Here is a 14,302-nt window from a genome sequence, read left to right as displayed (position 1 = left end):
ACTCCCTACTCCCAATTCCCTACTCCCCATTCCCTAATTCTCTCGAAACTATGCTGAGTGCATTAATTGTGCTGCCATTGTTAGGCGCAATCATCATTGGTTTTTGGCCTGCTGTTCTGGATGGCAAACTTGCCCGTGTTATGGCGTTTGTCTGTGCTGGTACTACCTTTTTGTGGTCAGTTTTTCTCGCCATTCAATTCAACCCAGGAGAAATTAGTCAACAGTTTAGTGAGTTTATTCCTTGGGTAGATGCCATCGGGTTAAGTTACAACCTTGGAATTGATGGTTTATCTTTGCCGCTACTGGTGTTAAATGGACTGTTGACTTGTATTGCTATCTCTAGCAGCGATAGTTCCCAGCAACGTCCCCGACTGTATTACTCGCTCATATTACTGTTAAGCACAGGGGTAACAGGTGCTTTTTTGGCACAGGATTTACTGTTATTCTTCCTATTTTATGAACTGGAACTGATTCCCCTGTATCTGCTAATTGCTATTTGGGGTGGTGCGAAAAGAGGTTACGCCGCCACCAAGTTTTTAATTTACACAGCCATATCTGGGATTTTGATTTTGGCAAGTTTCCTGGGTATGGTTTGGCTGAGTGGTGGTTCCAATTTTGCCTTAGCTAACTTGAATGCAGCATCTTTACCACTAGCCACACAAATCTTATTGCTAGTAGGGCTTTTGGTCGGTTTTGGGATTAAGATACCACTGGTTCCCTTCCACACTTGGTTGCCTGATGCCCACGTTGAAGCCTCTACACCCATTTCTGTATTGTTAGCTGGAGTGCTGTTGAAATTGGGGACTTACGGCTTACTGCGGTTTGGGATGAACTTGTTACCCGATGCTTGGAGTTATGTCGCGCCTTGGTTAGCAACTTGGGCAGTCGTAAGTGTGCTTTATGGTGCATCTTGCGCGATCGCCCAAACGGACATGAAAAAAATGGTAGCCTATAGTTCAATTGGACACATGGGTTATGTATTGTTAGCGGCGGCGGCTTCTACACCTCTGAGTGTCTTGGGTGCTGTGATGCAAATGATTAGCCACGGTTTGATTTCTGCCCTGCTGTTTTTGTTGGTTGGCGTAATATACAAAAAAGCAGGTAGCCGTGATTTAGACGTGATTCGCGGCTTATTAAATCCTGAACGCGGAATGCCGGTGATTGGTAGTTTGATGGTTTTGGGAGTGATGGCCAGTGCAGGTATCCCTGGGATGGTCGGATTTATTTCAGAATTTGTGATTTTCCGGGGCAGTTTTACTGTTTTCCCAGTGCAAACCTTAATATCGATGCTGGGAACTGGTTTGACGGCGGTTTACTTCTTAATTCTGATGAACAAGGCATTCTTTGGACGCTTGTCTGCACAGGTAGATAATTTACCACGAGTTTACTGGAGCGATCGCCTGCCATCTGTCGTGTTAGCTGTAATCATTGTGATTTTTGGTATTCAACCTGCTTGGTTATCTCGCTGGAGTGAACCCACAATTACCGCCATGATGAATGTAGATCAGGTAGTGGCAACAGTCTCGGTAGAAAAATTAAAGTAAAAAGTAAAAAAGCAAAAAGTAAATTTTTTTTACTTTTGCCTTTTTATTGACTCATTCCCAATTTGGAGAACTGGCAATGGTAACTATTAAAAATAAACCCGGCTCACATCCTTTAGCTGAGTATGTAGAAAGATTACAAACAGGTGGGGCATTATTGCCTGACAGCAAAGAAAATGTATTAGAAGTAGTTGGCATCCTCAAAAGTTATGGTGTGGTTTTAGATGCCTACTCTAACAATCTTATCTACATTGCTGACCATCAATTTTTAGTATTTTTCCCCTTTTTTAAATACTTTAATGACGAATTTTCTGTGGCAAAATTACTGCGTCACTGGTGGCACGATCGCATAAATTACGAATATGCCGAATATTGTATGAAAGCCATGATGTGGCATGGTGGCGGCGGCTTAGATGCTTACTTAGATACTAAAGAATTTCAAGAACGCGCCAAAGCAGTAATCACCGCTAAATTTAAAAATAATCCCTTTGTTTTAGGAGTAAACCAATTATTCCCTGACTTTTTAACGGAACAATTGCGAGTTTCGGCTTACTACAGTGGCTTGGGTCAATTTTGGCGCGTCATGGCTGATATTTTCCTCACCTTATCTGACCGCTACGACAACGGCGAAATTACATCAATTGCCCAAGTTGTAGACCACATTAAAGCAGGTTTGGTAGCCGATGCCCTCAAGCCAATCACATATTCTGTCAAAATTCAAGATAAAGCCTACGACATTATCCCTAAAAGTGTTGGTTTAACATTTTTAGGAGATACAGCCGTACCTTATGTTGAGGCTGTTTTCTTCCGGGGAACTCCATTTCACGGCACAGTTTCTTACAATGCCCAAGCTTATCAAATTTCCCCAGATCAAGGCCGATTCCAGTATGGTGCATTGTACGCTGATCCTTTACCGATTGGCGGTGCTGGTATTCCGCCTACCTTGCTAATGCAGGATATGCGCCATTATTTACCAGAATACTTGCACGCTGTTTATCGTCGTCGTCCGCGTGGGGAAGATGATTTACGAGTACAAATCTGTATTAGTTTCCAAAAGTCCATGTTTTGCGTCACTACCGCCGCAATTTTAGGATTGATGCCTTATCCTGCGGACACTCAAGAACCATCTGAACAAAATGCCAACCGAATTTACCTAGAAAAGTGGATGGATAGATTTACAACCTCACGCTTAAGTGATGTCAATAGTTAAAGTGCTGAGTGCTGAGTGCTGAGTGCTGAGTAAAAAATTTAATCCTACTGACTAGTCTCTAGCCTCTTTCACTCACCCCACACATCTAGTAGTCTCAATTTCAATTGCATCAGAAATAAAGCAAACTCCGCCAAACTTATTTAGAGTTTGTCGGACATTTGACTCTACCAAAGACAATTTTTCTGGTGGAAAAAAGGCAATGATATAAACATTGTCTAGCATTGTCATTGCTAAATCATTGGTGATGGTGCCTCTTGTACCTTTGCCGGCTACATCTTTGATAACTGAATGCCCCTTTACGCCTGCCTTTTCTAAAGATTCTAAAATTTTACCGAGTTCAACATAATTGGCAAAGATTTCTATCCGTTTTACAGGCTGCATAATCTTACCTCCAAAATAGATTAATGCCGTATAAATAGAGCGGGATGCCGACAATGATATTAAAAGGAAAAGTCACAGCTAACGCCGTTGAAACATACAAACTTGGATTCGCTTCTGGAACGGTGAGGCGCATAGCTGCTGGTACAGCAATGTAGGATGCACTGGCACACAGCACAGAGAATAACAAGCTATCTCCTTGGGACATTCCAATAACTTTCGCAATTAATAAAGCTATGCCAGCATTGAAAATTGGTACTAGTATCGCAAACAAAATCAGGAAAAACCCAGTTTTTTGCAAATCTTTTATTCTTCTGGCAGCTAAAAGTCCCATATCCAATAAAAAGAACGTCAGCACGCCATAAAACATATCTTGGGTAAAGGGTTTTAAGGTTTGCCAACCATGTTCTCCGGTGAGAATACCCATGAATAAGCTACCAACTAACAAAAAGACCGAACTGTTGAGAAAAGCTTCTTGTAATACTTCTGACCAATTAAATTCGCGATCGCTTTCATCAACTGTAAAAACCTTAACTAATATTAACCCTACAACAATGGCTGGTGATTCCATTAATGCCAAAGCTGCAACCATAAACCCATCAAAACTTATTCCCAGTTGCGTCAAAAAAGAACTGGCAGTAATAAAAGTCACAGCACTAATTGAGCCATAAGTAGCTGCGATCGCAGCTGAATTATAAGTATCAAGCTTAATTCTCAGAATAAAAAATGTGTAAACAGGAACAACACAAGCCATTAACATCGCGGCTAAAAGCGTCAGGATAACTGATTGAGTAATTCCACTTTTAACCAGTTCCACTCCACCTTTGAACCCAATGGCAAATAACAAATACAACGATAATAATTTCGGTATTGGTGCGGGAATTTCTAAATCTGTTTTAACTAATACTGCCAAAATACCTAAAAAGAAAGCTAACACAGGTGGATTTAAGATGTTGGATACAATCAAGCTGACATCCATAATTCCACCATGCCTCCAAAAATTAGCTGAATACTCATAAACAAGTTTAGGGTAATATCGTACACATCGAAAATTCTTGGGAATATATTCAGCAAGGTTAGGGGCTAGAGGTTATAGGTTACAGGTTATAGGTTACAGGCTAGTCAGTAGGATTCAATTTTTTACTCATCACTCAATACTCATTACTCAGCACTCTTTCTTGCCTGTTTTGCTAACACACATTTCTATCGTCAGAAGGACGCGGAATTTGGTGAATTAGCGTAATTTTATGCTGGTGTTGATTACTGGAGTTTTTTTAGGTACTCCCGATGGAACTCTTCGGCGAACAATAGTTTCTATTTATCTACATTTTACCTATAAATAAGGTTTTTACTGAAATTATAAATAATTAAAACTTATTATTACACCCACAAATTTAGGGGCTAAAACTACAAAAGCTGATATTGCCGCGATCGCCATTGCCTGACTTAGTTTATACACATTTTGGTCTCCTCCAGATATAATGCAAGCAAGTACTTGCATGAAAAACCATGTCCCAATCTGAGTTACCTGATTCACAGTTTCCGCTTGAAATAGAACAGCCTGTTACTACGGACTCTCATCAGGCTCAACCAACAGATTCTCCATCTGAACCAAAACTGATCTCCATAGCTAATAAAAAGCGGCCTTGGCCTGTAATTTTAGGTGTGGTGTTGTTAATTGCAGGTCTTGGTGTTGGTTGGCGTTGGTGGCAAACTAGTCAAGGGAATAATGCACCTGCTGGGGCTGCTGCTGGTCAACCGATGGGAGTTCCAGTGAAATTAGCCACGGTTGAAGATGCAAAAATTCAGGAAACGTCAGAATTAGTTGGGACTTTGGATGCACCACGCTCAGTTACACTCAAACCAGAAATTGACGGACGCATCACCCAGATTGTATTTCAAGAAGGCGATCGCGTTTCTCAAGGACAAGTAGTGATTCGCTTGCAAAGTGATGATGCTCAAGCACAGTTACTCCAAGCCAAAGCCTCTCTTGAACAAGCCCAAGCACGTCTCGCAGAACTGAAAGCAGGCACACGCTCAGAAGAAATTGCCCAAGCCAGAGCGCAGCTATCACAAGCCCAAGCGCGTTTACGGGATGCTCAAACAGGCTCCAGTCCCGAAGAAATGGCCCAAGCCGAAGCTCAAATAGAATCTGCTAAATCTGACTTAGCACTAGCAAAATCCCGCGCCGAACGCTACAGCAACCTGCAAAAACAAGGCGCAATTTCCGAAGATCAGATGGAAGGCTATTTGAAAGAACAACGCAGCGCCGCCGCCGCCTTAGTAGTAGCACAAAAACGCCTAGAGCAACTCAGCAAAGGTAGACGTTCAGATATTAGTGAATTAGAAGCAGCTGTTGAGCAGCAAAGACAAAACTTAAGACAACTAGAAAATGGCCCCCGTCAAGAAGAAATAGCCCAAGCGCGATCGCAAGTTACCCAAGCCGCAGCTCAAGTCAAAGCCGCCGAAGTACAATTGCAATACACCAACGTCCGCGCTCCCTTTACTGGACTGTTAGGCGATATCCCGGTAAGAGTCGGCGAATTTGTCAGCAAAGCCGACAGCCTCACCACCCTCACCAGAAATGACTCCTTAGAATTAAACATCGCGGTTCCCCTCACCCAAGCCCAGCGAGTGCGCATCGGTTTACCAGTGCAGATGCTTGATGCTCAAGGACAAGCCACCGCTACAGGTAACATTAGTTTTATTTCACCCAACGCCAATTCTACTTCGCAAACAGTTTTAGCCAAAGCCACCTTTAGAAATGGCAACAGACTACTATTGAACCGCCAGTTAGTCCAAACAAAAATCATTTGGGCTGAACGTCCCGGAATTTTAGTGCCTGTCACAGCAGTATCCCGCCTTGGTGGAGAAGCATTTGTATTTGTGGCGCAAGCACCAGAAAATCCCAAACCCGGAGCGCCATCTTTAGTAGCTTTGCAAAAACCAGTCAAATTAGGAGCTATTGAAGGTAGTAATTACCAAGTCCTAGAAGGACTCCAAGCTGGAGACAAAATTGTAGTTTCAGGCATCCTCAACTTAACCAACGGCGCACCCATCGCTCCCACCCCCTAATTTTTTATGAGTGTAGTTTTTTTAGAATCATGCTTGCCAGGAGATAAGGAAGAAAAAGCTGATAACTGCGTTTAAGAAAGTTCTGACTAACCCTTGGATAACAAACCTACACCTATCAGTATTCCTACTCCCTACTCTCTAAAAAGTGTAGGTTTTTAACAGAGTGATGAGTAGCGACTCTAAAAATCAAGATTTAATTAGAGTTCTATCCCCCTTACACCCCTACACCCTAAATCAATGTTTTTGGGACAGAACGTAAAAACCTAAACCTGTCAACTCCCCACTCCCCACTCCCTACTCCCTACTCCCTAATACCTAATACCTATGTTTGTTGATTTTTTCATCAAGCGACCAGTCTTTGCTACGGTCTGTGCAATCATTATCCTGCTGGTGGGATTAATTAGTATTCCCACACTGCCCATTGCGCGATTTCCCGATATTAGTCCTACACAAATTAACGTTACAGCCAACTACAGTGGAGCCAGTGCCGAAGTTGTCGAAAGCGGTATTACTAATCTGTTAGAAAGACAAATTAATGGTGTTGAAGGTCTAAAATATATGACCTCCAGCAGCAGCAACGACGGTACAAGCAATATTACAATTACTTTCGATGCTTCACGAGATAAAGACTTAGCTGCTGTTGATGTGCAGAATCGTGTTTCCATTGCTGAGGCACAATTGCCAGATGTTGTGCAGCGTACGGGAGTTAGGGTCAGTAAGCAATCTAACAATATTCTCCTGGCAATTGGTTTATATACCGAAAATAAAGAGTATGACAACACTTTTTTGAGCAACTATGCTGACTTGTACATAGCGGATGCACTCAAGCGAGTCAAAGGCGTGGGAGATGTCAGAATTTTTGGTGAACGCCGTTATGCGATGCGCCTGTGGTTAGATCCCAATCGGTTAGCGACACGGGGATTAACCACAGAAGATGTCACCACAGCATTAGCGCAACAAAACTTGCAAATTGGTGCAGGCAGAATTGGTCAAGAACCTGCACCCCAGGGACAACAGTATCAAATTGATGTGCGTGCTGCCAGCCGACTCACAGAACCCGCCGAATTTGAAGAAATTGTGATTAAAACCGAAGATGATGGGACTTTAGTCAAACTCAAAGATGTTGGTCGGGCAGAATTAGGTGCAGAAAATTACAACACATTTTTGCGATTTCGCGCTAAGGATGCTGTCGGCTTGGGTATCTATCAAGTTCCTGGAAGTAATGCCTTAGATGTCGCCAAGGGTGTGAAAGCGGCAATGGCGGAATTGGCTCCGAGTTTTCCACCAGGTATGAAATATCAGGTAGCTTTTGACACAACTTTGTTTGTGGAAGAGTCCTTAGCCGAAGTTGTGAAGACTCTGATTGAAGCTGTAGTGTTGGTTGTGATTGTAATTTTCTTGTTTTTGCAAGACTGGCGAACCACATTGATTCCAGCACTGACGATTCCCTTAGCCTTAGTGGGGACGTTTGCTTTCGTTAAAGTATTTAACTTTTCGATTAATAGTTTGACCTTGTTTGGTTTGACACTGGCATCAGGGATGGTGGTAGATGATGCGATCGTTGTAGTGGAGCAAATTAGCCGATTTATTCAAGATAAAGGCATCAATCCCCGCCGCGCCGCTAGTGAATCAATGGCAGAATTATTTGGGGCTGTAATTGCGACTTCCTTGGTGTTGATGGCGGTGTTTGTTCCAGTGGCGTTTTTTCCAGGAACCACAGGGGCATTATATCGGCAATTTGCCTTAACTATCGCTTTCTCCATTGCCATTTCCACTTTTTTGGCTTTGACACTCACACCTTCATTGTGTGCTTTGCTACTGCGCCAAGGACAAACACCTCCAGGTTGGCTGGGCTGGATTTTTAACCAGATTAACAGATTTTTGGAGTGGGTAAGACAAGGATATCAGCGATCGCTTGGTTTTCTCACACGCATTAAAAGTGTGATTATCGGTCTATTTATCGTTTCTTTGGGGATGACTGCTTGGTTGTATACCAGCGTCCCGACAGCCTTCCTCCCCGACGAAGACCAAGGTTACTTCATCACAATTCTTCAAGGGCCACAAGGAGTATCGCTGCAATACACCAGCGATGTCATGTCCAAAGTTGAACAGGAAATCCTACAACTTCCCGAAGTCGTGGGAACTTTTGCAGTTGGTGGTTTTGGTTTCAGTGGAAGTACTGCCAACAGTGGTATTATCTTTACTACCCTCAAACCTTGGAGTGAACGTGAACGACCAGATCAGACAGTCCAAGCCCTCATCGGTAAACTACAAGGCAAGTTTTTCGCCATTCCCGAAGCCAGAGTCTTTGCTGTCAACCCCCCAGCCATTCAAGGCTTAGGGAACTTTGGCGGTTTTACTTTTCAACTCCAAGACCGCAGAGGTAACGGCGGCTTAGATAACCTAGTGCAATCAATGGGTCAATTGCTTGGTCGTGCCAATCAAACCCCCGGACTGCAACGTGTATTCACCACCTTTGCTGCTAACACACCCCAGCTACTTGTAGAAGTAGAACGAAACAAAGCCAACTCCCTGCAAGTGAATGTAGATGATATCTTTACTACCTTACAAACTGCCTTGGGGTCGCAATATGTCAACGACTTCAACCTCCAGCAGCGCAACTATCGGGTATATGTCCAAGCTGATGAACAGTTTCGTTCTAACCCCCAAGATATCGGTAAACTCTACGTTCGTTCCCGCCGAAACGAAATGATTCCTTTGAGTAATTTAGTAACAATTACTCCCACCACCGGAGCGCAAACCATTAACCACTATAATTTATTCCGCTCCATTGAAATCAACGGTGCCGCCGCACCAGGCTTTAGTTCTGGAGATGCTATCCAAAAAATGGAACAGGTAGCAAAACAAGTTTTACCCCCTGGTTATGGCTATGAGTGGTCAGGTACATCTCTAGAAGAACTCGCTTCTGGCGGTTTAGCTCCTGTGATTTTTGGTTTAGGATTGGTCTTTGTATTCCTAGTATTAGCGGCTCAATATGAAAACTACATCGACCCTTTAATTATTATGCTGTCAGTGCCTTTAGCAATCTTTGGCGCACTGTTAGCCCAATCAATGCGGGGTTTTCCTAACGATGTATATTGTCAAATTGGTTTAGTAATGTTGATTGGTTTGGCAAGTAAAAATGCAATTTTGATTGTGGAATTTGCCAACCAATTGCGAGAACAAGGGCTATCAATTACCAAAGCCGTCATAGAAGCTTCTCAAGAACGGTTGCGTCCAATTTTGATGACAGCTTTTTCCACACTTTTAGGGATTTTTCCCTTGGCTGTAGCCACCGGTGCTGGTGCAGGTAGCCGTCAATCTTTAGGAACAGCCGTGTTTGGTGGAATGTTAATTGCGACATTCTTAAGTTTGTTTGTTGTTCCTATCTTATACATTGTGATTAAGTCACTAACAGAACGATTAATTAAACCACGTCACGAAGAAACAATCTAAATCTAGGGGTGTAGGTGTTCACAACCCTTACACCAATTCACAAAATTACTGATAAAAATCACTTTCTCTGCGCCTCTTTTTTTGTTCGCCGAGCGAAGTCGAGGCGCTACTTTTATATCTATATCACTTTATAAAGTGAAATTGTATTACAACCATTCTTAACAGACAATCTTTCTGCATAAGTTCTGATACCAAGTTCCCTAGCCTGATTAACGACTACCAGCAATCACTAGGCGTTCAGGAAAACCCCCATCAACCATCAAATCTGGTTGTATATGAGATGCAGACATCTGATTTAATGATCGATTGATTTCAGATGTGGCAGTCATATTAGTGAGAGTTGTGGCGGTATAGAAGCCAGGTAAAGAGTAACCAAAGGCAATTAATCCAGATGCCAGAGAGGAGGCAATTAACTGAGAGTAGAATTGTGTTGTCATGATATTCTCCTCTGATAAACAATGCTGGCAATACCGCCACAATTGTTAATAGGGAGAAGATTGTCTGAGTATGCACATTATCAATTTTTAGGGTGCATCAGATTTGGAAAATTCCTTGATTTCTTCGGAATCATCGCTGCTGATGCACCCTACAGTTAGTTTGATGATGAAGTTTCAGTCTTGGAATTAAGGTGTAGTCACTTCCGAGGTCTGATTGATTGGTTGGAGTAGATTTGTTTCTGGAACTAATGGTGCTTCAGCCACTTCAGTGTCTAATTTTACGCCCTCTGTTGTTAATAAACTTACCCAGTCAGCTTTGAGTGCCGAATCTTGAGGGCTAGAGTAGCGTAACTGTGCCAAAGTATTAAGAGCATCTTGCCAAATGCCAGCATCAGCATAAAGTTTTAAACGTTCTGGCAAAGAAGCGTTGTCTACTTTATTCATCAATTGTGGATTATCAACCCGTTGGATAGTTCCTTGAACTAACTTATCTGAAGAACGGTCTTGAGTATTGCAAATAATTGAAAAATTCCATCGATATTTTTGACCTTTAGCAAGGGTATTATCTGGGAGGCTCACACCAACTACACCTGCATTACCATTGGGTTTGTACTTTTGTTTGTGTACCTCTTGCTCATTGTCATCTTGAACTACTAATTCTACTTCCGGTGCTTTATTTTCCGGGATATAAAAATATAAGGTAGGGTTAGCTACAGTGGTGAGTCCAATATTTGAAATCGGCACAATAGCAGTCAAATTTTGATTCTTCGCAACACAATTTACCCCGCGTGAACCCCCTGGAACTCTTCTACCAGGGCCTTTACCTAAGTCTGGTAAATTAATCTTCACTTCTGCTTGTACGGGTACTAAAGAACTGACAATTGCTAATCCGACAATTGCAGAGATTGTGGTAGACAACAATTTTCGTGATAAAAGGTTGTTCATAGTTATGTACTTCTGGGTTAGAGCTTAAAATTTGTACTTGTTGTTAGGCTGTAATGCTGCTGGTGGAGAAATTAAAGGCTGCTGGACGATTTGTGGATTTAAGCTGATACCTGGTGTCGTTAACAATTCTTGCCAATCAGATGCTATTTCGGGATTTTTAGGAAACAAGTAACGTCTTTGTGCCACATTTGCAAGGGCATCATGCCAAATACCTGCGGCTGCATACAAAACTGCACGTTCTTGTCGGTTTGCTTGTTGTAATTTTTTGACTAGTTGCAAGTCTGGTAGGACACGTTGCACTACACCAGCTACAACCTTATTTTGAGATTTATCTGTAGGATTACATATTACAGAAAATGTCCATTTGTATTGTTTGTTAACTGCTAACGAATTAATAGGCAACCTTATGCTAATTATGCCAGCTCTGTTATTTGGTTTATATTTCTGTGTGTAAACCTCTTGCTCAGTTTCATTTTGAACAACTAACTCTAACTCTGGTGCAGAAGTTTGGGGAACGTAAAAAAACAAGCTTGGATTGGAAAGTGTGGTTAATCCTAGTTGGGATTCAGGAATTAAAGCTGTAAAAGGTATTTTACCTTGTAAACACTGGTCTGTAACTGGTACTGGGTTAGTGTTCTGCGCTGGCGGAATTCTCCTTTCGATACCATTAGGATTACCTCTAACACGACCAGGAGGTGCTACTATTGGTGCTGGCTGTGTTTGAATATCTATATTTCCTGCATTCCCTTCATCTAGGGGTTCATAGGCCCTGGTTCCTGCTGGGATCAATCTCCGTGGACTACCAACCGGAGGAACAAAGATAATTTTTTCGCTTGCTAGTACGGTATTTACTGACAAAATGCCTGTCATACCAACTGTAGTGGCTAAGATTGTTGTCCCGATTTTTTGTAGTTTGAGGGAGATCATCTGTTTAATTTCTGCTATGGGGAAATATTTCTCAATTATTTAACAACAGTTTTGGAGTTTCTTTTGCAGGAATTAAAGGTTTCTGTACTAGTTGTTGATCAAACTCTACTCCTGGTGCTGTTAATAATGCTTCCCAATCCGCTTTGACTTTAAAATCATTTGGCCTTGAGGATCTCAATCTTGCTAAAGTATCAAGAGCGTCGTGCCAAATTCCAGCTTCTGCATAGAGTTGCACACGCTCTTGCAAAGTAGCTTGTGCTAGTTTTTTCATTAGCAAAGGGTTTTCAAAACGTTGGATAGTACCTTGGACAACTTTGCTTAAAGCCGGATTTTCGGGATTACAGATCACCGAGAAATTCCATATATACTTTTGGTTCAGGGCTAAAGTATTTGGTGGTAAATTAATTCCTACTATTCCAGATTTAGTATTGGTTTGATATTTCTGCTGGTAAACTGGTTGCTCATTGTCATTTTCGTTTTGAATCACTAATTCTAGATAAGCAGCAGTATTTTGCGGAATAAAGAAATATAACGTGGGATTGCCGATAGTTGTTAATGCTGTATCGTACTTAGGAATTAAGGCGGTGAGTTTTGGGTTGTTAGCGATGCAACTTCCTCCTCTGGTGGCTGCTGGGACTCGGCGATTTGGCTTGCCTAAAGATGGTGGTAGATTTAATCTCACACGAGCAGCAGACTGGACTGTTCTTTTAGGCTGTCCCAGATTATTTGGCAAAATTTCTTTTTTTGGCTGGGCTATTGCAATATGAGTAGGAGAGAGAACAGTTAACCCAAAAGTTGCTGTAAGAAATATGAGCCAGATTTTTTGCAACATGGTAACAGGCATCAAAATATACTCCTACTATTGCGGATTTTGCATAAATTCAACTATATTCCCCCAAACCACTCATAACCTTCGTCAATCCAATATCCTTTTCTGCTGCTGAGAGTACTAGTTAATGTGACGCGAGTTACCCATTTAGATTGTTTGTAACCCAGTTTGATGGGAGAGGCTAGACGTAAGGGCGCACCGTTTTCTGGTGATAAGGATTGACCATTTTTTTGGTAAGCCAACAAGGTTTGAGGGTGTAGTGTAGAGGCTATATCCCAGCTTTCGTAGTAGGTATCAGCAGATTCAAAGTAGGCGTAACGTACTTGAGATTTTGGTTGGGCTAATTTGATTAAATCACTCAAGCGCACACCACCCCACTGAACGATCGCCGCCCAACCTTCGACGCACACATGACGAATTACCATTGAGTTAAAGGGCAATTTTTGAATATCTGCCATACTCAATTGCAGTCGCTGATTAACTTCACCATCAATAATTAGGCGAAATTTGTCAGTGTCAATTTGAGGCGTACCATTAAAGCTATTGATTAACAGTGCATTTGGTTCGATCGCACTAATGGGAAATTCTGGAACTGGTGTTTGGGGTTTGAGTAATAATTCCCCAACTTTCAGGTTCAGTGGTTCTGTTAATTTACCCACTGGTTCGGAGAGTAAACTTGTACCACAACTACTGAGGAGTAAACCCATACTGGAAACTCCCGATAGTTGCAACAAGCGACGGCGCGTCAATAGATGGCGCTGTGCTTTAAATTCTTCCATACCACCTCTTTTAAGTAAACATTGATTTAATCAGACGATAGCCCCCAACTTTTTGGGATAGCAGAAAATGACCAATGACAAAGATAATAACTATGGGTACGGTAATAAAGTGAATTACTCTTAAGGTTTGCCAACTGCCAAATAATCCAGATAACCAATGCAGTTGGGCTGGTTTATACATTGCCACACCGGAGGCGATCGCTAGAATTAATACTGGTACAATTCCGGTATAAATTAACCGATGCCAAGCATAGTTTTTCCGTTTGGGATTCTGCCCTTTTTGTAAAACCTGTAAGTCACCTTGGGAAACAAACCGCTTTTCCCACCGCTTTGTTGAAAATATGTAAACGCCATAGACTAATAAGTTCAGCGCAAACAACCACATCGCTGCAAAGTGCCAATTGCGTCCCCCACCTAACCATCCCCCCAGTAAGAATGTGCGGGGAAATGTCCATCCGCCCCTACCTCCAAATACAGGGTTAGCATTGTAAATTTGCAAGCCACTGCCAATCATCAAGATTAAACTGATGATGTTGAGACCGTGAAAGATTTTAGCCGCCAACTCTTGTTTCGGCCCCGCCGGAGGTTTGCTACGTTTACCAGCTTTTGAAGCAGCCATAGAAAATCCTAATTTTTGTATTCAAATCTAAAATGTTTCAGGTGTTCTACTGCCTTATTTTGATTGTTGAAAAATTACTCACTAATACTTATATCAGGTTTATTTC

At 42.1% G+C, this 14,302-nt stretch carries 12 protein-coding genes; 4 read left to right on the top strand and 8 right to left on the bottom strand.

The features are described 5' to 3' along the window. Positions 1-50 precede the first annotated feature (50 nt). Both H6G77_RS10790 and H6G77_RS10785 read left to right on the top strand, forming a co-directional pair. Positions 51-1,544 carry an NADH-quinone oxidoreductase subunit M gene (locus H6G77_RS10790; protein ID WP_190871554.1) on the top strand — a complete coding sequence of 498 codons (1,494 nt, stop codon included), beginning with the start codon at positions 51-53 and terminating at the stop codon, positions 1,542-1,544. A 76-nt stretch (positions 1,545-1,620) separates the two neighbouring features. Beyond that, positions 1,621-2,751 carry a CO2 hydration protein gene (locus H6G77_RS10785; RefSeq protein ID WP_190590493.1) on the top strand — a complete coding sequence of 377 codons (1,131 nt, stop codon included), beginning with the start codon at positions 1,621-1,623 and terminating at the stop codon, positions 2,749-2,751. Between the two features lie 72 nt (positions 2,752-2,823). Here the strand turns inward: H6G77_RS10785 and H6G77_RS10780 are convergent, their stop codons facing one another. Both H6G77_RS10780 and H6G77_RS10775 read right to left on the bottom strand, forming a co-directional pair. Further along, positions 2,824-3,132 carry a P-II family nitrogen regulator gene (locus H6G77_RS10780; RefSeq protein WP_190590494.1) on the bottom strand — a complete coding sequence of 103 codons (309 nt, stop codon included), beginning with the start codon at positions 3,130-3,132 and terminating at the stop codon, positions 2,824-2,826. Between the two features lie 4 nt (positions 3,133-3,136). Next, positions 3,137-4,108 (bottom strand): sodium-dependent bicarbonate transport family permease, encoded by a 972-nt coding sequence (locus H6G77_RS10775; protein WP_190590495.1) that lies wholly within the window; start codon positions 4,106-4,108, stop codon positions 3,137-3,139. Between the two features lie 530 nt (positions 4,109-4,638). Here H6G77_RS10775 and H6G77_RS10770 point away from each other — a divergent pair. Beyond that, complete coding sequence (locus tag H6G77_RS10770; protein WP_190871553.1) at positions 4,639-6,204, top strand: efflux RND transporter periplasmic adaptor subunit; 1,566 nt, start codon at positions 4,639-4,641, stop codon at positions 6,202-6,204. Positions 6,205-6,528: 324 nt separating this feature from the next. Then, positions 6,529-9,660 carry an efflux RND transporter permease subunit gene (locus tag H6G77_RS10765; RefSeq protein ID WP_190590497.1) on the top strand — a complete coding sequence of 1,044 codons (3,132 nt, stop codon included), beginning with the start codon at positions 6,529-6,531 and terminating at the stop codon, positions 9,658-9,660. A gap of 209 nt (positions 9,661-9,869) precedes the next feature. Here the strand turns inward: H6G77_RS10765 and H6G77_RS10760 are convergent, their stop codons facing one another. From H6G77_RS10760 to H6G77_RS10735, 6 genes are all read right to left on the bottom strand, one after another. Further along, positions 9,870-10,097 (bottom strand): hypothetical protein, encoded by a 228-nt coding sequence (locus tag H6G77_RS10760; RefSeq protein ID WP_190871552.1) that lies wholly within the window; start codon positions 10,095-10,097, stop codon positions 9,870-9,872. 186 nt (positions 10,098-10,283) lie between these two features. Continuing rightward, positions 10,284-11,042 carry a DUF928 domain-containing protein gene (locus H6G77_RS10755; protein WP_190667962.1) on the bottom strand — a complete coding sequence of 253 codons (759 nt, stop codon included), beginning with the start codon at positions 11,040-11,042 and terminating at the stop codon, positions 10,284-10,286. Between the two features lie 24 nt (positions 11,043-11,066). After that, positions 11,067-11,969, bottom strand: coding sequence for a DUF928 domain-containing protein (locus H6G77_RS10750; RefSeq protein WP_190871551.1), 903 nt, complete (start codon positions 11,967-11,969; stop codon positions 11,067-11,069). A 31-nt stretch (positions 11,970-12,000) separates the two neighbouring features. Continuing rightward, a complete protein-coding gene (locus H6G77_RS10745; RefSeq protein WP_190871550.1) occupies positions 12,001-12,813 on the bottom strand; it encodes a DUF928 domain-containing protein in 813 nt (270 codons plus the stop codon). A 41-nt stretch (positions 12,814-12,854) separates the two neighbouring features. Next, the gene (locus H6G77_RS10740; RefSeq protein WP_190871549.1) at positions 12,855-13,577 is read right to left on the bottom strand and encodes a molybdopterin-dependent oxidoreductase; all 723 of its coding nucleotides are present in this window, start codon (positions 13,575-13,577) and stop codon (positions 12,855-12,857) included. 10 nt (positions 13,578-13,587) lie between these two features. Continuing rightward, positions 13,588-14,196, bottom strand: a complete 609-nt coding sequence (locus tag H6G77_RS10735; RefSeq protein WP_190590503.1) for a cytochrome b/b6 domain-containing protein — start codon at positions 14,194-14,196, stop codon at positions 13,588-13,590. Between the last annotated feature and the right edge of the window lie 106 nt (positions 14,197-14,302).

It is taken from the genome of Aulosira sp. FACHB-615 (assembly GCF_014698045.1).
Lineage (GTDB): Bacteria > Cyanobacteriota > Cyanobacteriia > Cyanobacteriales > Nostocaceae > Nostoc_B.
Note: the sequence above shows the minus strand (reverse complement) of the source record. Positions and strands in the feature narration are given on the sequence as shown.